The organism is Campylobacter concisus, assembly GCF_902460675.1.
In the GTDB taxonomy this organism is placed as follows: Bacteria; Campylobacterota; Campylobacteria; order Campylobacterales; family Campylobacteraceae; genus Campylobacter_A; species Campylobacter_A concisus_AJ.
Genome location: NZ_CABPUQ010000001.1, coordinates 273,799 through 293,981, shown reverse-complemented (window position 1 = coordinate 293,981; position 20,183 = coordinate 273,799). Strand labels below are relative to the sequence as shown.

The following is a 20,183-nucleotide window of genomic DNA, read 5'->3' as shown; positions in this document are numbered from 1 at the left end:
ATGAAAAAGATCATATTTATCATCATAGCTATCTTAGTAGCTGGATCACTATTAATAATAAACAAAGGAAATTTAATGAGTAAAGAAAATTTAATGGATAATACATATACGGTTATAGCGCCAAATGGAAATATAATTGAGATCGATAAGAAGACAAATTTAATTGTTTCAAAAAATATTGCAAATGATGAAGCTTATCTAAAAGAAAAATCTCAAATGCTCCTTCAAGCTCGCTCCATCCTAGACTCATCTCCATATAAAAACTATAAACCACTATACTATAACCCTAAACCAAACTCTCTAGGTCAAACAGATTATTTAGCTTTTAAACCATGGCTAGACATTAGCTATAAACCAAGCTCAACTAAGATAGCTCCATGGACTAAATCAGAAAAAGCCTACTATGAAAGCTTAAAAGATAAGAGAGATAGATATATCTATCTAGTAAAAAGAAGTAATCTAAAATGCACTATGATAGATATCCCAGATGATGCCATAGGTAGAGTAGATAGTAGTGGCAAACTAACAAAGCCAGAATATGCTGAAATTTATGATGAAGTAGATAGAAATAAAAATACACTTAAATCAGAACTCTTTATAGGAGAGTGGGGAATTTGCGCTGGAGTATTAGGAGATAGTGAATCGCTAGGCAATGGAAATGAAGGTGGATTTAAAGCAAGAGAATTTCAAGCAGTATTTCTAGCAGCCCAACTAGGAGAAGTAGAAGCACTACATGTACTAGCAGATTGCTTTAAATACTATACATATACAGTTGGAGTAAATAAAAATTTAGATACCTACGAAAAAATTCTTAAACTATATAAAAATCCCCCACTAGACGAATATGGAATGATACCTTATCTTGATGAGATGATAGGAAGCTATTTCGTGATGGATTTTAATAGGGACAATTTAGTAGTTATACCAAGTGGTGGTTTTCATGCTGGACTTAGAGAGCTTGTAGAAGACAAAGGCAAGCTACTAGATCCTAGAGACCTAGATGCAAACGAGACTACGAGAAACGAATTTGATAACTTTATAAAGAAAGTCCTAGATGACAATAAAGAGGATTTTAAAGGTGGTTTCCCTGCAGAATGGGATGAAAGAAGGCTATCTCTTTACATCGACTCCACCCTCCTAGAAGCTAAAATAATGTCCCTAACCCCACCAGAGGGATATCCAAATGCACCATACTACAACACACCAGAAGAGCTAACAAGACTATATGAGGCTGGTAAATTAGACAAAAAACTAAACCCTTTAACACCAGTAATGTATAGAGATAGCTTCCCTGAAGATCTTAGGCAAAAGATATTAAGCTATGCCAAAGAACATAATATAAAGGATTGATTAACGCTCATTAAAGTTTTATTTAAGAACATTGATTTTAAAATAAGTTTTTTCTAAAATAATTTTAGATAGAATTACATAAAAATAATATTATTAACGTGAGGTAAAGGAAACCATGAAGAAAACGTTTAAATTTCTTTGTTCTTTAATTTTTATGCTATTTATCGCAGGATGTGCAAAAGATCTTATCATAAGCAACACCCCAAATTCAAACTTAAACTACCACGGTGACAACGTACCAGTGACTATCATCGCTTACAAGCTGAAAGATGTGGCAAAATTTCAGCAAGCTAGCATAGTTGATCTAGCTGAGAAAAATGGTGACATACTTGGTCAAGACAAGATAGACTCGATAAAAACGCAAATTCAGCCAAATACAAACAGATACGCTTTTACAAATGTCGATCCAGACGAAGTACCATACGTGGGCATTTTGGTGCTTTATGCTGATCAAAGCAAGACAAATATCAAAGCTTACAAATCAACAAAAGAAGCAAAAGAGAAAAATATAGTTTTTGAGATAACTAAAAATGGCGTAAATACCATAGACGCTAGCGGCTCTAAGATCCAAGCAAGCAAATAAAATGTCTGATAAATTAAAAGTTGTCTGGTACAACGGGATGAACGTTGATAAGGTTCATTTCGAGCAGCAAGAGAGGTATTTTGAGAGAAATTTAAACCTAAAAACCGTCTCGTCTTTTTCAAATTTATATGGAGTTTTGGAGCTTGAAATTTCAAGCGAGCTTTTGCTTCAAGGCAAGATAGGGCTAAATAAAATTTCTTGCATCTCACAAGATGGTACGATATTTAACGCCCCAGATCAAGATGACCTACCAGAGCCACTTGAGATAAGCCCTAGTGAGCTAAATTCTGCTGTCATAGTGCTAAAGCTACCAGTTAGCTCAGGACTTGTTGATGTTAGCTTGCAAAACAACCTGCCAAATCTAAAATTTACAGCCAAACAAGCGCTCATTAGCTCAAGAGTGCATGATGAAGCTAGCAACGATATCTTGAACGAGCTAGATGACAAAGACGACTTTGAGCTTTCGTCTGCTTTTACGCAGGATAAAGAAAATTTGATCCTAGCAAGCCAAAGATCGGCTCTAGGAGTGCTTGGCTCAAAGACGCCTTATGAGCTTAGCGTGCCTATTTGCAGGATAAAAAACATTGACCTAAACAAGCAAATAACGCTTGATGAGAAATTTATCCCAACCTGCATCGATATCAGTAAAAATTCTTTTATCACTAGCTTTATAGATGAGTTTAGCTTTGCTACAAAGCAGCACCAGGAGAGCTATACTGGGCTTTTAGGCGGCATAGATCAGGCGAAAAATAGGCTTGATATTTCAACATATTTGACGCTAAATATGCTGAAAAAATGGCACTTGATATTCTCATATCTTTTTAAAAGAGACAAAATTCATCCAGAGTATCTATATGAAAAGCTAGTTGATTTTCAAGCTGATCTGCTAGCCCTAAGTCACGATGATAGTTTTAGCGAATTTATAGCTTATGATCACAACAACTTAAGTCAAACTTTCGTACCGTTAATAAACAATCTTAGGCTTTTATTCTCGCATATCTTGTCGCCAAAATACGTCATGGCACAGATCGTCAAAAACAATCACGGCTTTTTTGACTGCGTCTTTGATAACCCAAGCATAATAGAAAACTCAGAAATTTACTTTGCTATCCATAGCGATACAAAAAATGAGTACCTGCTTAAAAATTTCAAAGAACAGTGCAAAATCCACACCCAATCAAACATCAAAAGTATCGTCTCATCACAGCTTCGCGGCATAAATGTAGAGCAAATTTCAGCAATACCTAGTACATTGCCAAAGCTAAATGACTATATCTACTACAAGATCGATAAAAAAGATGAAATTTTCAAAAGCTTCGCAAATCAAAGCGTTATTAGCGTCTATATAACAGCAAATTTATCAAACGCTGACATTAAAATGTGGGCTTTATTATAAGGATAAAAAATGAGTGAAAATCAAAATGACATTTCAGTTTTAAGCCAGACAAAGCTTCTAGGACTTGGCGCAAATCCTGCCCTAGATCACGTGCTACCACTGCTTCTTTTGGCAAACAGAGTATCAAAACTACAAAATTTTTCACAAAGTGAGATGCAAAATTTACGTGAAAAGCTGATAAATGATATATTAAGCACCACTTCAAAGATCTCAAATTTAGGCATTTATGAAGAGGATGACATCATTAGGCTTAGATATTGCCTTTGCGTTTTTATCGATGAAAGCTTGCTTAAAAATGAAATTTTTATGAACAGTTTTTGGGCGAACAACACCTTAACTACAAGATTTTTCAACGAAAATTTAGGTGGCAACAAATTCTTTGGCATCATGGATAAATGGTTTGAAAACGTTGGTAAAAACAAGGACTTTTTAGAGTTTATCTACGCTTGTTTGGTGCTTGGATACAAGGGCAAATACGAAGCGCAAGAAGATTGCAACGAGAAAATTTCATACCTTTGTGAAAATATAGCCTCAGCCGTTTCGCCACTTATCAAAGCTGATGAAAATGTATTTGAAAAGAGCTATTTAAAAACTAAAAAGAGAAGCTTTTTTGAGATATTTTCACTAAGGCATTTGAAATTTTATTTTATCCTTATAGCGCTTGTAGCGATTGCAGCTGCGTTTTTATATAGCACTTACTCGATGGATCAAAACAACGTTAAAAACGACAGCGTTTTAAACAATAAAATAGAAAATTTTATGGACAAAAAGTAAGTGCAAGATAAGTTTTTCAACAAATTTAGCGAAAACTTTTCAGAAAACGAACTCTACATCAGCCTTATAGACGAGATGTCAAAATATAAGACTTTGACTCACGATACGATAAAATGGGACTTTGTTTATAGCTCGTCTTTAAAGGCATTAAGCGAATTTAGCCTCGATGTAAAGCTTTTAAATTTCTTAGCGATCTCTGCTGTAAATTTAAATGACAAATATGCTTTTAAAAGTTTAATCAGTGCTTTTTCATTTTTTCTAACTACTCTAAAACAAGAGCCAAGTTTATTAGCCAAAAATGAAAAGCAAGTGCCTGCTAAAAAAAAGATATTTGCTCAAACGATAGAGCTTTTTACGCAAGCCCATAGGGACGGTATAAATTTAGACGAAACGGACGCAAGAGCTTTTAATGAGCTTGTACCTGAGCTCTCACGCGAGCTTAGCACGCACTTTGACACACTTTATATAGAAGAGAAAAATAAGCAAACTCAAAAAGTAGAGGAGCCAAAACAGCCGCAAAAGACCGAACCAAACTACTCACAAAGCGTCTCTTTTGGCAGTAGCGACATTAGTACATTTAGCGATAGAGAGTTTAGGGAGTACTTTGTAAATTTATCCGTCTCTCTTTTAAAAAATGATATAAAAAATTTGACCGCTTACTCGCTTGTTTTTGAGGCGATGTGGGGCAGGATCAAGGCTTTGTCAGTTAGCAGCGAGCAAGTGACGCAGATACGCTATCCTGATGAAAATTTGATCTTACTTTTTAAAAATATGAAAGAAGCAAGCCAAGAAAATTTGGAGAAATTTATAAGAAATTTAGCCCTTAATCCATTTTGGATAGATGGCGTTAGGATATTTTGCGAGTTTTTAAGATCATCTGGGCTAAGCGAGCAAAGCGAACTAGTTTCTAATATGACTTTAAATTTTATAGAAAAATTCCCAGATATGAAAAAGCTCAAATTTCAAAGTGAAGAGGCATTTTTCAGTGAAGAGAGTGCTAAATTTTTTAGTAAAAAAGAGACTGCAAATTTTATCTCTAGTGACGAAATGAAAAAAGATATGAGCTTTGAAGAGCTGATAAAAGCCCTTGATAGAAGCAAATATACAACAAATTCGCAAAGCGAGCTCAGCTTTTTGTTAGAGCTTTCCAAAATTTTTACAAGCCAAGGCATGGATAATAATGCAAAAGTTGTATATTCGCAAATAGTTAAATTTATAGAAAACACTGAGCTTAAGGATTATTTGTCAGATATTTATATAAAGGCAAAAACATTTTTGTGATAAAATATGTTTTTTTAAAACTTCTTTAATTTTATTTAATTATAATTCTTAAATCATTTACTCAAAAAAGGATGTTATTATGGCAGAGAATTCAATCCCACCAAAAGAACGTATAAACATTGTTTATAGAACAAAAACAAACAACCAAGAAGCAGATGTTGAGCTTCCGTTAAAGCTGATGGTAGTTTCAAATTTAACCGGTGAAAACCAAACTCCACTTGAAGATCGCGAAGTTGTCTCTATAAATAAGATAAATTTCGATCAGGTTATGAAAAGTTTGGACATTCATACTGAATTTTCAGTGAAAAATAGACTAAATTCTGGTAGCGAAGATCTAAATATCGATCTAAATTTTGAAAGCATTCAAGACTTCAATCCAGACAATATCATCAACCAAGTACCTGAGTTAAAAAAGCTATTGCAGCTTAGAAAAGCTTTAGTTGCGTTAAAAGGACCTATGGGCAATATGCCTGATTTTAGAAAAGCGGTTTTAGAGGCTATTAAGGATGAAGATAGTAGAAAACAGCTTCTTTTAGAGCTTAAAGACGAAAAAGATAAGGAATAAAAATGTCTGAAACTAAAGTAAAAACTCCTATCATTGAAAGCATAATGCAAAGGAGCAAATATACAAAAGATGATGAAAGTTATAGCGTAGTAAAGCAAGGAGTTGCCGAGTTTATCTCAAATATCATCACAACAAACAATGCTGAAGAGAAGATAAATAAGCTAGCACTTGATGAGATGATAGCCCATATAGACACGCTTTTATCAGCTCAGATGGATGAAATTTTACACAACAAATCTTTTCAAGAGCTAGAGTCTACTTGGCGTGGCATTAGATTTTTGGTTGAGAGAACAAATTTCAACGAAAACGTAAAGATCGACCTTTTAGACGCTACAAAAGAAGAAATTCTAGATGACTTTGAAAACAATCTAGATATAACTCAAAGCACACTTTATAAGCAAATTTACTCAGCTGAATATGGTCAATTTGGTGGTGAGCCAGTTGGCGCGATAGTTGCTGACTATGAGCTAGATAAGTCAAACCAAGACATGACTTTCTTAAACAAAATGTCATCAATTGCAGCGATGAGCCACTCTCCGCTTCTAACTTCGCTATCTTCTAAATTCTTTGGACTTGATAACTTTGGCGAACTTGAAAACATAAAAGATCTAAAGAGCCTACTTGAAGGTCCTCAATACACAAGATGGAGAACTTTTAGAGAGAACGAAGACGCAAAATATACAGGTTGTATGGTAAATAGATTTCTTACTAGATCTCCATATATCCCAGAAGACAACCCTATAAAAAGCTTTAACTACCGCGAAAGCATTGATAAGCACGATGATATGCTTTGGGGCAACGGCGCTTATGCGTTTGCTACAAGACTTACAGAGAGTTTTGCGGACTATAGATGGTGCGGAAACATCATCGGACCAAAAGGTGGTGGCGCTGTAAAAGACCTACCAACTTACACTTATGAAAACTACGGAAGCGTTCAGACAAAAATTCCAACCGAAGTTTTGATCACAGATAGAAGAGAATTCGAGCTTGCAGAAAATGGCTTTATCACACTTACGCTAAGACGTGATAGCAACAACGCAGCATTTTTCTCTGCAAACTCAGTGCTAAAACCTAAAGTTTTCCCAAATACTCCAGAAGGTAAAGCTGCTGAGACAAATTTCAGACTTGGCACACAGCTTCCATATGTATTTTTGATCTCTCGTTTGGCTCACTATCTAAAAGTACTTCAAAGAGAAGAGATCGGTACTTGGAAAGAGCGCAGTGACGTTGAACGTGGCTTAAATGAGTGGCTAAGACAGTACATCTCAGATCAAGAAAACCCACCAGCTGATGTAAGAAGTAGAAGGCCATTTAGAAGTGCAAAAGTCATCGTTAGCGATATAGCTGGCGAGCCAGGCTGGTATAAGATAGAGCTTCTAGCTAGACCTCACTTTAAATTTATGGGGGCAAATTTCGAGCTTTCTTTGGTTGGTAAGCTGGATAAAGAGTAAATTTAAGCATGTCGCTGATAGATAAAATTTTATATGAATTTAGTGATGAGTCAAAATTTCGTCCATATTTTAAAGATCTAGACAGCGACATCAAAGATCACATCGATACTATCTTAAACTCAAGGCTTGGAAACTACGGCCGTTTAAATGATAGTATCATCGATCTTTGGTCGGTCGGGGTCGAGATAAACGAGCTTGGCCATAGACTTGGCATGGCGATATATGAACTAATCACCTCAAACGAAAATAGAATAGAGATAACCTCTATCGGCTATGATGACTCGCTAAAGCCTTGGCGTATCATCTTTAACATAAACTATAAGCATAAAAACGACAATTTCAAAGAGTATTTGCTAAAGGTTATTTTTAAAAACAATAGATATTGTGAGATTTTATAATGGATTATAATGAAAATAATTTAGCTTATTTTCAAAAAGAGATGGCGTATCTTGATGAAACAAGAGCACTTTTTATAAAGAATTTCCCAAAAGTTGCACCATTTTTAGATACTAAGAGCAAAGATCCTGATGTTGAGAGTATCATAGAAAATATGGCTATTTTGACCTCAAGGATTAGGCAAGAGCTAGATGAAAATATCCCCTTAATAGCTGAGTCTTTGATAAATATCTTAATGCCAAGCTACACAAACCCTTTCCCCTCAGTTTGCATGCAAGAATTTGCTCTAAGAGATGACTTTTCAGAAAAAAAAGAATTTATACCAAAGGGCAGCATCATAGAGTCAAAGCCAATAAACGGCGTGGCTTGTAAATTTCAGACGATATATGACGTAAATTTGCTTCCTTTAAAGATATCAAAAGCTTTCATGTCAAACAACAAAAGCGACTATCTTTTAAATTTAAACATATCTATCACCAAAGATGAACTTAGCACCAAAGAGCTTGATACCAGCTTTTTAAATTTATATCTTGGCGATAACATATACTTCTCTTCAACTCTTTTGATGTGGCTAAAAAACTACTTGAAATTTATAGTCGTAAGCTTTGAAGATAGCGATGAGGAGATAAAACTTGGAGCTGATAAGCTTAGCTTGGATGAATTTGATGAAGCTTTGATAAATAGCGATGAGTTTGGTTTTGAGGCGTTTGAGCTTATAAAAGAGCTTTCGTATTTTTCATCTAAACTAAATTTCATCCGTATAAACGGACTTTGTTTTTTAAAGAGATTTGACACAAAAAGCTTTAACATCAAATTTGTCTTTTCAAAAGATATGCCAAATGGTTATGTGCCAAGGCTAGAGTATTTCTCCCTTTTTGCCACGCCAGCGATAAATTTGTTTGCCAAAGGTGCCGAGCCTATACAAAATAACAACAAACGAAGCGAATATAGAATTTTCATCGACCGCTCAAACATAAACGCTTACGAGATAGTCTCTATCACAAAGGTCGTCGCTCACAGCAGCAATAATGAAAAAAGGATACTTAAAAACTACAAAAGCTTTGAGAGGTTTGAGTTTTTAAATAGCCAAAGATCAAAGGACTATTACTTTGTAAGCAACAAAATAGATATGAAGCTAAACTCTTACAAAGAAATTTCATTTTTTAAAAATGACACTAAAGAGCAGACCGTGAGCATCGAGACGCTTTGCTGCAACGGTGACCTGCCAACTAGTCTAAAACTAGGCGAGATAAACAAAATCCAAAATCACCAAGGCGTAGTAACCAAAAATTTAACTATCCCAACTAGCGTAAAACGTGTAAATGTAGATGGAAATTTACTCTGGAGGCTAGTTAGTATCTTGTCATTTAGCTATCAAAGCATACTAAACAAGGGCTCTTTTTTGGCACTGCTTAATGCCTTTATGCTACCTGATGATGAGTTTTTGAAGAAATTTTCTAGCTCACTTTATGAGATAAAAACAAAACAGATCCACAGGGTCGATGGAGGCTTTGCAAAAAGAGGAGTGCTTTGTATATTTTATATAGATGAGAGCGAGTTTGAAAGCCTTGGAAATGTCTATGTCCTAGGTATAAATTTGGCTAAGTTTTTATCAAAATTTGCTTCTATCAACTCATTTTGCGAGCTTAAGATCAAGTGCGTAAAGAGTAAAATTCTATTTGATTATGGGTTTTTAAGCGGCACGAAAGAGCTAGTATGAGCGAAGAGATAAGCCAAGCTTCTTTTTTTAAACTGATAAAAAATATCCTAAAAAATAGGGATAGAAGCGAGATATTTTTAAAAAATAGCTCAAGTTTTGCCTACCCGATCAAAGAGCTCGAGAGCTTAGATGAGCAGGAGCTTACAAAGATAATTGTAAATTTTATGGGCCTTTTAGGAAGCAGCTCGCACCTAACAAGCTACATTTTAGAGAAAATTTCAAAGACTAATGACAATAGCTATGAACTATTTTTTGATTTTTTTGACAACTACTTGCTTTGGCTATTTTTTGACAGCATTAGTCTGAAAAATTACGCAAGATCTTTTGAAGATGAGCTTGATGATAAAATTTCAAAGATCTTACTTGATATGCTTAATATAAAAGAAAAGCAGCTGGCAAAGAAGTTTCTGCCATTTTCGCCACTTGCAGTTAGCCAAAGAAGGCCAAAAAAAGAGGTTGAATTTGCGCTTCAGAGCCACTTTGGGCTAAAAGATAAGCTTTTTATACTTGAAAATTTACCAAACCAAATTTTCATAGCCCCATCAAATTTAAACTCTTTAGGCCATAAAAATAGGACACTTGGTAAAAATTTCATCCTTGGAAAAAAGCTTTTTGAAAAACAAACTAAGATCGCAGTCTTTATAAACGGCATAGAGTACGAAGAGGCTGTGAATTTCTTCCCCACAAAAGATAAATTTAAAGAGCTTCAAGAGACTCTTTCTTATTTTACTAATGATGAATTTGTTTCTGATTTATATTTGAAGATAAATTACTCTCACAAGATGCAGTTTAAGCTTGGATCAAAATATACAAGTAGTCAAATTGGCTTTGGTTCAAGGCTTAAAAATGATAAAAAAATGTCAAATTTTATAAAATTTAGACTTTGTTCATAAAATTTAACTCCAAAATCAAAAAAATCTGATATAATTACATAAAAGAAATATATTTATTTGTAAAAGGATTTGCAGCTATGGCATTTATCGACTACTTACGCAGATTTTTCACATTTTTTAGGTTTAAACACAGTGTTGTTTTAGTAACTTCTATCGCTCTTAGTGTTTTGTTTTGGCTCTATGCCCCGCTTGTAGCATTTAACGATATATACAGCTTTGCTAGCGTTAGCTCACGAGTTAGCGTGCTAGTTGCTTTTTGGGCAGTTATATTGTTTTTTGTCTTGCTTAGACCGCTGATGAACTATTTTGCATCACGCAAAGATGAGAAAAACGACAAACTAAAAGAGATAAAAAAAGAGTCAATGGATAGTTTTGGCAAGGCAAAGAGAAATTTCTTACTTTCGCTAAAAGACGCCAAAACGACTTGGAAGAAAGATATAAATTTTAAAAAATTGCCATTAATAATGATAATAGGCAACGAGGGCGCTGGCAAAAGTGCTTTTATAAACTATTCAAATATCGAATTTCCTCTATCTGATAGCCTGGATACTTATAAAAAGATACACCAAAGTACGACAAATTTTAACCTTTATGTATCAAAATTTGGAGCACTATTAGATACTGAGGGCATTCATTTTGCGCAAGAGAGCCTCTATCAGCCAACCGCAACAGAGGAGCTTCCTGAAGATGATGTAGAGAAAAATAGAGACTATCTACTTAAAAAAGGCGTTTGGAACGAGTTTTTACACTTTTTAAAGAGAAATGATTTTAACTCAAGACTAAGCGGCGCCGTGCTTATCATCGATACTAAAAAATTCCTAGAAGGCACTCAAGAGTATTTTGACGAGCTCATCAGATATATGGTAAAGAGGATAAATGACTGCGAGAAGCACCTTGGCATTAAATTTCCTATCTACGTAGTCTTTAGCAAGCTTGATCTTATAGATGGTATGGGTGATTATTTCAAATTATTTAATGAAGACGTGGCAAACAAAGCACTTGGTATAAATTTAGACTCAAATTTCACCGCCCAAACACTTGAGACAGAGCTTAAGGGCTTAAGTAACTCACTATTTAAACACCTAATGAGCAAAAACTCGATCTCGCACATGCTAGAAGATAAAAAACGCTCATATCTGTTCTTAAAACAGCTTGAAAATTTCTTTGTGCTAGTAAAAGACTTTGTTACAAAACTAAGCTCTCAAAATGCTCTTAAAAACACATCTGTTATAAACGGAGTTTATTTTGTAAGTGCATATCAAGAAAACATTCCTATAAACTACCTTACAAATACAATTTGTGATAAATATAGCATCAAAAAACCACTTCTTAGAGCGGTAAATAATTACAGCAAACAAAGCTACTTTGTAAAATCATTTTTAAAAGAGATTGCTTTTAAAGCAAATGTAACGAAATTTGGCGCACAAAATAGATTTATTAAATTTGTAAATTTCGCCCTAGTGGCTGCACTTTGTGTGGGAGTTTATTTTGCTTCTAGTTATATTTTAAATATCAAAAATACAAAAGAGCAAATTGCGGCTAACAACGTAGATAAAATTTCTAACTATCTTGATAACAAAAGGTATAAAGACCTTACTGCTACACAAAAGATCGAGCTTTTAAATCTGCTAAAACAAAGTCTAAACGACTATCCAAGGATCTTTAGCGGCGATACTAAATTTGAGTACATCACTCTTGATACCTCTTATAAAGGTTTTGCACCTGTTAAAGCGCTTTATTACGATCTTAGCGCTGACTTTTTCAAAAATACAGTTTTAACTGAGATGGAAAATATCCTAAAAACAGAGAGTGATCCAGATAAACTTATAAAAGCCTTTTATATGTATGATTCACTTTTTGATAAAAACTATACAAACGTAGATCTATTTAAAATTTGGATAGCTGCAAACTGGGATAAATTTGAAAAATATGGCGTTGCCAAGGATGAGTTTTTAGCACACATTGAAGCTATTTTAAATGCTAAAAATTTAAGCATTTCAGCAGATCAGAGCGCCCAAAGTGCAGCAAATACCAAGCTAACACCTGTTCAAAGAGCAAAAAGGCTCTACTCGATACTTGAGTTTATATCATTTAAAGATGAAAAATCATTCTACGACATCAAAAAAGAGGTTGAAAATTTAAACCAGGTAGTTCAAGAAAAAGAGGCATTTAATCCATTTAATAGAATTTATACAAAAGAAAATTTAAGAGATTTCTTGGCAAAACTTAGCTCAAACATCGATGAGACCGCGGGCATCGAGTCATGGCTTATGGATACTAACTCATCTTTAAAAGATATTGGCTCAAATGAGAAAAAAGAGCTAAGCATTGCAGTTGTAGAGCTTTACTTGCAAAACTACGCTGATAAATGGAACCAAATTTTAAGAGCGATCGAGCCAAATGAATTTGCTACTAAAAAAGAGGTTATCGATGAGCTTGAAATTTTGTCAAAAAGAGAAAACCCACTAAATTCTCTTATAAAATTAACTAATCAAAATACAAATTTAAATGATGAAAATTTACTAAAATACATCTACTCTCTAGGTTTTGCTTCAAGCGAGATAAAACGTGTATTTGCAGACTTTAGTACTAAATTTACAAACTATCATGCGCTAAATTCTGACGGATCGCTAGATCTTATCAGCAATGACGTCACAAATGTATATAAAAAAGTTAGCGACTATAACTTTGAGATGCTTCAAAGCAGTGACGACAAGATAGTTTATGCGATAAATGGCATAAAAAATGAGAATGACCCATTTATTGTGTTAAACAATGACGCTAAAAAGCTTCCTGATGAGCTAAATGAGTACTATCAAAAGCTATCAAAGCTTGCTTGGAAACAGGTAGAAAACGGAGCTTCATCACTTTTAGCAACTGCTTATAAAGATGATGTTCTTGACGACTTTGAAAGTCTTATAAAACCTTATTATCCATTTAATGAAAACTCAGCAAAGGCCGTTAGCATCGAAGAATTTAAGAGATTTTTTGGCAAGGACGGAACTTGGAATAGCTTTTATGATAAATATCTAAAACAAATTTTAAGTAAAACTGGCAGTGGCTATAAGGTAAGACCAAAATATGCAAAAGAGCTAAGATTTAATAAAAGTTTCCTTGAAAATATCGCTTATATCGATAGAATTTCAAATTTAATGCTTGATTCAAATGACGAGCTAAAACTAAACTATAACTTAAAAGCAGTTGATCTATCGGCAAATTTCAGCCATATAAATATAGGCTACGCAAATAACTCTTTGGCGTATGATCATACGATCCCATCAAATTTACTTGTCTCAAGTAAAAGCTTTGATATCTCAACGCAGTTTAAATTTAATGCAGTTTCAAATGCAGGCAGTGATAAAAAAGAGATCAGCTTTGATGGTGAGTGGGGCTGGTACAAGCTCTTAAAGGCTTCAAATTTCAGCAGCATTGGCGTTAGTACGCTTAACTTTGATGGTAAAAAAGAGTCATATTTTGGCTTTGAAGTTACTCCAAATGGCGGAGAGCTTTTAGAGCTTATGAATATCATACCAACGATTGATTTGCCAAGAAAGATGCTTTATTAAGGAAAAAATATGCAAGAAATAGCAGCGGTTATACAAAATTTTGATAAAGCTTCGAGCTTTTTGGCGCAGTATGTCATTTTTGATGAAAACGGTGGGGACATAGGCTCGCTAGATACGGTTAAATTTCCGTGCAGTGATACAAGCGGCTCTATAGCTTCAAAGCACGCTCATATAGGCTTTGAAGAGGGAGTTTTCACCATTTGCGGATATGAAGGATGCGAGATATTTTATAGCGATTCTTATTCGAAGTTACCTGATGATTATGAAAGCGTGATAAATCCAGGAGATATTTTTAGGATAGGAGAGCTTAAATTTATATTTATAGATCCTTCTAGGATAGACGAATATGTCGGTAAAGCTCACAAGATCATAGAAAATACCAAAAATTTTGATGAGCTTGATAATAAAGAATTTGAGCCAGTTGGAAAAATCTCAAATGTTGATTTTAAAGAAGAGCCAAAGATAAATTCTCTCATAGATGAAGAAAAAGATATCACTTTAAATGAAAATGTTAATGATGTACCTTTAAATTTAAATGAGAGTGCTCAAAATTTTGACGAAGAAGATATAAATAGTCAAAGGATGCTAACAGCAAAGAGCATGGATGAGCTTTTGATGAATTTAGTTGAGAGCATAAAAGTACAGCCAAATATGAGCCCTATAAGTGAGCAAAGCAGGACATTAAATACAAAAGATATGGAAACTATTATAAAAACGCTGCCTCTAAGCGACAACACGACGCTTGTTAATGCTGTTTTACTTAAGCTTATTTGCAAAGAGCTATATAGTCAAATGTACGATATAGTCGAGAATAATTCATTTTTCAAATATCTCTCTGGTGCTGTAACAAAAAGCACCAAAGAAGATAAAGAGGCGTTTAATTATTTATTACATAAAGCACTTGAAAGCTATATGTTAAAAAAGTAATGTTTTTAATAAAATAGAAAGTTAATAAAAGTTAAAATAACCAAATTTTTTAATAGGAGTAAATATGTCACAACCAGTGTATATTAAGGTGAAAGGTTCTACTCAAGGACTTATCTCAAGTGGTGCTTCAACAGAAGCTAGTATCGGTAATCGCTATCAGTCAGGTCACGAAGATGAGATCATGGCACAAGAGGTTTCTCACATCGTAACTGTTCCAGTGGATCCACAAAGTGGCCAACCATCAGGACAAAGAGTACACAAGCCATTTAGCTTTACAACATCTTTAAACAAAGCTGTTCCACTTCTTTACAACGCATTAACTCAAGGCGAGAGACTTCCAGAGGTTGAGATCCACTGGTATAGAACATCAACTAGCGGTGGCGCTGAGCACTTCTTTACTACAAAACTAGAAGATGCAACTATAACAGATATCACTCTAGTAAGTCCAAATGCTCAAGACAAGCTAAACAGCGACAAAACTGAGCTTTTCAAAGTTTCAATGAACTATAGAAAGATAGTTTGGGAGCACGTAGCTGCAGGTACAAGCGGAAGCGATGACTGGAGAGAAGCTACTAAAAAAGCTTAAAAAATAACCTAGGGATCCTCCCTAGGGATATCAATCTTCTCGTTGGAAGGACACAAATGAGCCCTTTTTATCATTATCTTTTAAAACACCATGATATGTGAAATGCGATATGAAACACCTAGCTATGATCATATTTCTCATAACATCTTTATATTCACACGAAGCAAATTGCACGGATATGTTTGGGGTTATTTTTGATAAAAAAATAACTGATGAAAATACCGCTAAATACATAGAATATTATATAGACAAACTGGGTTGTGATGCTAATGCTAGCGTAAAATTAAATAATTTAATGGCTAGATCGAATTTATTAGAATTTGCTTACGATGCAAACAAAACTAGAACTATTGACATGCTTTTAGACAAGGGTGCTACTCCAAATGGCTGGCTATCTACGTCAATAGGGCTTGACTTTTCGTTTTTTTTTAATAGTAATGGAGTTCCAATAGAGAATAAAAGAGCCAGTAAAGAATTGCTTAAATTTATAAAAACACCAAAATATAAGGAATTTAAAGAAGAGAAATTTAAACTGATCAAAAAACTATTAGATCATGGGCAAGACCCAAAAGATTATGTCGTTTTAAAATCTATTTTAAAAATTGTAAATGACGAAAAAGAATTTGATGAGTTAGTAGAAGGCAGGAATAGGTAATGGATTTATTTAATATAAGCAAGAAGAAACTTGAAGTAAAAAATGATAACACTGATTTGAAAGACTTTAAAGAAAAAACTACCTCACAAAATGCAAAAGACAATGTAGATGCTTTTATAAGAGCTTATCCTAAACCTCCACTAATGGACAAAATTTTTGATGCTGCTGGAGAAGGAGTAAAAAGAGGCATAGACGATCAAACAGAAATTAAATTCAGAAAATATAAAGAGGCAAAAAGGCTTGGCATACTGGAAGAGTCAAAGCCTACGATTAAATTAAATGATGCTGATATTAAAGAATTTGAAGAAAGATTACAAGAAGAAGAAAACGAAAAAAGATTGAAAGAGCAACAAATGGACAAAAACATAACATCACCAACATCATCACTAACTAAGCCAGTGTATTTAGTATTTCATGGACAAACTAATGAAATTTAATAAAAATATAAAAGAAAATATAATAGGTAATTTGCTTGTGAGATACTATAAAGCTCATGATAAGATGGTTACTATTTTTATTTTGATAAGTTATTTTGTTTTTTCTTTGGGTATCTTTATATTGCCAAGCGATTTACTAAGTAAGTCTCAAACATGCCAAGAATTTGTAAATTTTATGAAGCAGTATTTTATTAATATAGAAATTTTTAGTGGAGTTAGCTCTTTTAAAGAAGAGATAGAATTTTATGTAAGTTATATGTGGATAGTTGGCTTGTTATGGGCTTTGGAAGCTGTTTTTTATACTATATGCCGTTTCTTTATTTTTTATAACATTGAAACATCAGAAACAATAAAAAGACTTGATTTTAAATGGCTAATTTTTGGATTTTCATTTAGCATTTTTGCTATTTATGTATATTCTACTGGTTATATAGTGACAGATGGTATAAGCTTTTTTGCTTGGGACTATAGTGTAATGTTTCAAAGCAAGCTCGAAATTTTTATAGTTATCTCTCTTTTTCAAGCTCTTTTTTCAGGGTTTGGGGTTTATTTGTTAGCAGTATCAATATCTGTTACCTTTTATAAAATTTTTGGCATAAAAAATATGCATATAGATAATTAAGGACTAGTTGTGGCAATTCAGGAAATAAAAGACATAAATAAAACAACAAATAATAACTTATTGGATCGTTTAGGTACTGTTGCAACAGGGCTTGATGAAGCAACAAAAAGTTTCAGAGATGGTAAAACATTAACATTTGCCGTTGGTATTGTATCTAGTAGAGTTGGAAAAGTATCAGATACGGCAAGTGTTTTACAATCAATATCCTCAAGTAATCCGACATATGAGGTGCCAAAGGCAGTTGCCAAAGTTTGGGCTGGCATGCAAGGTGCCATTGCTGGAGTAAAAAGCATGAGCAAATTTACAAAACAACCGCATCTAATAGTTGCTTCTGCAATTGTTGGATCGTATTTAGGACCAAAAGGAGTAGAAAATTTTATGGATAACTCTAAAGACACCTTAGATAAGCTGTCAAAAGATATAGCAGATACGGCTTTTGAAGCTAGAGAGCGCCATAAATCTATTGAAGAACTTAACAAATGCTTATATGATTTTAAAAAACAGGATTACACCATGACCATAAATAATGATACATTGAATAATAAAAAAATGCTTATTGATGTCCTTAAACAAGATGATTCTAACGATGCCTTCTCTACTCTTCAGATAGCAAACGATAAATTTATAGTTACAAGGGCTGATATAAATGAGAGTTTAGAAGATATATTTAGCATAGAGTGCTTTGCCTATATAAATTTAGTCAAAAACCCGCTTTATGAAAATTTAGAGAGCATATATAATGATAACGCTCAAACTGGTATATATAGATACCTTGATAAGGGTATGAAGCTAAGTATAAAAAGACCATCTTCTACAAACAAGAGTATAATCCCAAGCAATAATGGCAGCGACTATATCTACTTTAGCGGCATAGTAAGCGATGTCGAGTATCTAGGCGTTGATGACGATAGCAGTACAAATATAGACAAAAAATACTTCTTCAAATTTAAACTCACATCCTCGCTATATAGACTAAGTATCAATAGAGCAAATAGAATTTACACAGACCAAAGCGTGCTTGAAGTAGTAAAAGAAATTTTGTCTTTTAACAAGCAAAGGCTAACTAAAGAGCTAGACTTCTCAAATATCAAAAATAGCTACAATAAAAAAGAATTTATAGCGCAGTACAACGAAAGCGACCTAGCCTTTATAACAAGACTTTGCCATGATAGTGGCATATATTTTTACGAAGATAATGAGAAAATTTACTTTCATGATACCTTTATCCTAGCTTACAGCAACCAAGCTGAAGGCCTAACACAAAGCGAACCGAGTAAAGGTAAAGAGGCTAGAAAAGTAAGCTTTAATGTAAATTTAAATAACAACCTTGCAAGCGAACACATAAATAAAATAACAAAGAGCGAAACTCTAAAAGCAAACAGCTTCACCCACTCATTTCAAAACACAGCCTATCCAAACGTGCTAGAGAGCAAAAATGAGAAGATATTTGACGAGCAGGTAAATATCTATGATAAGCATATAAATTTAGATGAGTATTCATTTAGTGATACGAGGTTGCTTGAGGTCAGCACCTATCTTAAAAAGCTAAGAAGCGATATGCTTTTGAAAGAATTTGTCGCTAGCTCAAACGTCTTTGCTCTAAATTTAAACGACAATATCTCAGTCGCCATAGATCAAAGTAGTGGCGAGTATGAGTTTAAAATAATAGCTATAAAACACACTTATATAGACGAAAGTGTTTTAGAAAATACTCTAAATTTAGGTGACAATGTCCCTTTAAAAGATAAGAAATTTATAAGCTCATATACAAATGAGCTAAGCATCATCCCAAGCAGCGTGAAATTTGTACCAAGCTACAAGCAAAAGCCAAAAGCGCCTGACATCACTCTAGGCCTTGTCGTAGGACAAGATGGGCTAAATAGCCAAACAAACACCATCCATACGGATAGTTACGGCAGAGTAAAGGTAAGACTAAACGCCTTTAGCACGCAAGAGCAGATAGATAAAGACGACACCATAAACGCAAGCTATCATAAAAGTGCCTATCTAAGAGTGATCACACCTATCGCAAGCAACAGCTCTGGCTTCTTTGCGATACCTAGGGTCGGCGATGAGGTGATCATCTCATTTTTGCAAAACGACATAGACAACCCAGTGGTAAGCGGTAGCCTCTATAATGCCTCAAATATGCCACTAGTAAATGTAGATAACAACTACCATCAAACATCGCTTAGCTCAAAAACGATCGGCGCAAACGAGACTGGTATAAACGAGATCACTCTATCAAACTTAAAAAACAAAGAGCAAATTTATGTAAAAGCCGAGAAAGACTACGATGAGCTAGTAAATAACGACTTTTCACAAACGATACTAAATGACAAGAGCTCGCAGGTACACGGCAGCTATACAGAGAGGGTCAAAAAAGCACATATCCAAACGATAGATCTTGCTAAAAACGTAAATGTCGGTGGCGAGTATCTAACGACGGTTGGACTTTCAAAAGATACGGTAGTAGGCGTCTCAAATACACTAAATGTAGCTGTTGATGATACAACTAGAGTTGGTCAAGATAGACACGAGTTTGTCGGCAATGACAAATTTGTCGAGATAAAATCAAACCTCAACACAACCATACACAACGATGAGACTAAAGAGATAAAAGGTACCAAAGAGCAAAACATAGATGGTAGCTACAAGCTAAACTCTCAAAAGGGTATAAATGAGTTTAGTAACGAGCATATCGTGCTTCAGGCAAACAACTACATCGACATAAATGCTAAGTCAAATTTCACAACAAAAACAGCCGCGCAGCACACCGAGATGGCAGACTCTAAGTTTAGCGAGATCGAGACGACATACGAGGTCAATGCTAAAAATGAGATCATCCACCAAGTAGGCAGCACCAAAGTAACCATAAATGGCGCAAGTGTCGTGATAGAAGTTGGCGGCATAAAAGCGATATTTGACAGCATGGGACTAAGAGTCATCGGCGGAGATATCAAGGCGTTGTAAAAATAACC

At 34.3% G+C, this 20,183-nt stretch carries 18 protein-coding genes; 17 read left to right on the top strand and 1 reads right to left on the bottom strand.

Annotated elements, in window-relative coordinates; translation table 11 throughout:
* From F3G88_RS01420 to F3G88_RS01345, 16 genes are all read left to right on the top strand, one after another.
* Positions 1-1,350 carry a thioredoxin reductase gene (locus tag F3G88_RS01420; protein WP_149715180.1) on the top strand — a complete coding sequence of 450 codons (1,350 nt, stop codon included), beginning with the start codon at positions 1-3 and terminating at the stop codon, positions 1,348-1,350.
* Between the two features lie 115 nt (positions 1,351-1,465).
* A complete protein-coding gene (gene tssJ / locus F3G88_RS01415; protein WP_103636743.1) occupies positions 1,466-1,933 on the top strand; it encodes a type VI secretion system lipoprotein TssJ in 468 nt (155 codons plus the stop codon).
* A gap of 1 nt (position 1,934) precedes the next feature.
* Positions 1,935-3,329: a type VI secretion system baseplate subunit TssK gene (gene tssK / locus F3G88_RS01410; protein WP_103598938.1), complete on the top strand. Its 1,395-nt coding sequence runs from the start codon at positions 1,935-1,937 to the stop codon at positions 3,327-3,329.
* Positions 3,330-3,338: 9 nt separating this feature from the next.
* Positions 3,339-4,103 (top strand): type IVB secretion system protein IcmH/DotU, encoded by a 765-nt coding sequence (gene icmH / locus F3G88_RS01405; protein ID WP_103637820.1) that lies wholly within the window; start codon positions 3,339-3,341, stop codon positions 4,101-4,103.
* On the top strand, positions 4,104-5,384 hold the full coding sequence (locus F3G88_RS01400) for a type VI secretion system domain-containing protein (RefSeq protein ID WP_149715179.1): 1,281 nt from the start codon (positions 4,104-4,106) through the stop codon (positions 5,382-5,384). It abuts the gene before it with no gap.
* Positions 5,385-5,463: 79 nt separating this feature from the next.
* A complete protein-coding gene (gene tssB, locus F3G88_RS01395) occupies positions 5,464-5,949 on the top strand; it encodes a type VI secretion system contractile sheath small subunit (RefSeq protein ID WP_012001089.1) in 486 nt (161 codons plus the stop codon).
* Between the two features lie 2 nt (positions 5,950-5,951).
* Entirely contained in the window at positions 5,952-7,400 is a 1,449-nt protein-coding gene (gene tssC, locus F3G88_RS01390; RefSeq protein ID WP_021089502.1) for a type VI secretion system contractile sheath large subunit, read from the top strand.
* Between the two features lie 8 nt (positions 7,401-7,408).
* Complete coding sequence (locus tag F3G88_RS01385; RefSeq protein WP_012001091.1) at positions 7,409-7,798, top strand: hypothetical protein; 390 nt, start codon at positions 7,409-7,411, stop codon at positions 7,796-7,798.
* On the top strand, positions 7,798-9,516 hold the full coding sequence (gene tssF / locus F3G88_RS01380) for a type VI secretion system baseplate subunit TssF (RefSeq protein ID WP_149715178.1): 1,719 nt from the start codon (positions 7,798-7,800) through the stop codon (positions 9,514-9,516). Before F3G88_RS01385 ends, tssF begins: the two co-directional genes overlap by 1 nt.
* Positions 9,513-10,409 carry a type VI secretion system baseplate subunit TssG gene (locus tag F3G88_RS01375; RefSeq protein WP_149715177.1) on the top strand — a complete coding sequence of 299 codons (897 nt, stop codon included), beginning with the start codon at positions 9,513-9,515 and terminating at the stop codon, positions 10,407-10,409. Before tssF ends, F3G88_RS01375 begins: the two co-directional genes overlap by 4 nt.
* Before the next feature lie 77 nt (positions 10,410-10,486).
* A complete protein-coding gene (gene tssM, locus F3G88_RS01370) occupies positions 10,487-13,975 on the top strand; it encodes a type VI secretion system membrane subunit TssM (RefSeq protein ID WP_149715176.1) in 3,489 nt (1,162 codons plus the stop codon).
* Between the two features lie 9 nt (positions 13,976-13,984).
* Positions 13,985-14,902, top strand: a complete 918-nt coding sequence (locus F3G88_RS01365) for a hypothetical protein (RefSeq protein ID WP_087583799.1) — start codon at positions 13,985-13,987, stop codon at positions 14,900-14,902.
* 64 nt (positions 14,903-14,966) lie between these two features.
* Complete coding sequence (locus tag F3G88_RS01360; protein ID WP_012001093.1) at positions 14,967-15,488, top strand: Hcp family type VI secretion system effector; 522 nt, start codon at positions 14,967-14,969, stop codon at positions 15,486-15,488.
* 178 nt (positions 15,489-15,666) lie between these two features.
* A complete protein-coding gene (locus F3G88_RS01355) occupies positions 15,667-16,143 on the top strand; it encodes a hypothetical protein (RefSeq protein ID WP_087582106.1) in 477 nt (158 codons plus the stop codon).
* Positions 16,143-16,580, top strand: a complete 438-nt coding sequence (locus F3G88_RS01350) for a hypothetical protein (RefSeq protein ID WP_149715174.1) — start codon at positions 16,143-16,145, stop codon at positions 16,578-16,580. Before F3G88_RS01355 ends, F3G88_RS01350 begins: the two co-directional genes overlap by 1 nt.
* Positions 16,570-17,202, top strand: a complete 633-nt coding sequence (locus F3G88_RS01345) for a hypothetical protein (protein WP_149715173.1) — start codon at positions 16,570-16,572, stop codon at positions 17,200-17,202. The genes F3G88_RS01350 and F3G88_RS01345 overlap by 11 nt, the downstream gene beginning before the upstream one ends.
* A gap of 17 nt (positions 17,203-17,219) precedes the next feature.
* On the opposite strand, the gene F3G88_RS01340 is transcribed toward F3G88_RS01345, so the two are convergent.
* Positions 17,220-17,681: a hypothetical protein gene (locus F3G88_RS01340; protein WP_141090774.1), complete on the bottom strand. Its 462-nt coding sequence runs from the start codon at positions 17,679-17,681 to the stop codon at positions 17,220-17,222.
* 55 nt (positions 17,682-17,736) lie between these two features.
* Here F3G88_RS01340 and F3G88_RS01335 point away from each other — a divergent pair, with 55 nt between their 5' ends.
* Complete coding sequence (locus tag F3G88_RS01335; protein WP_223228704.1) at positions 17,737-20,175, top strand: type VI secretion system Vgr family protein; 2,439 nt, start codon at positions 17,737-17,739, stop codon at positions 20,173-20,175.
* The last annotated feature ends 8 nt before the right edge of the window (positions 20,176-20,183 follow it).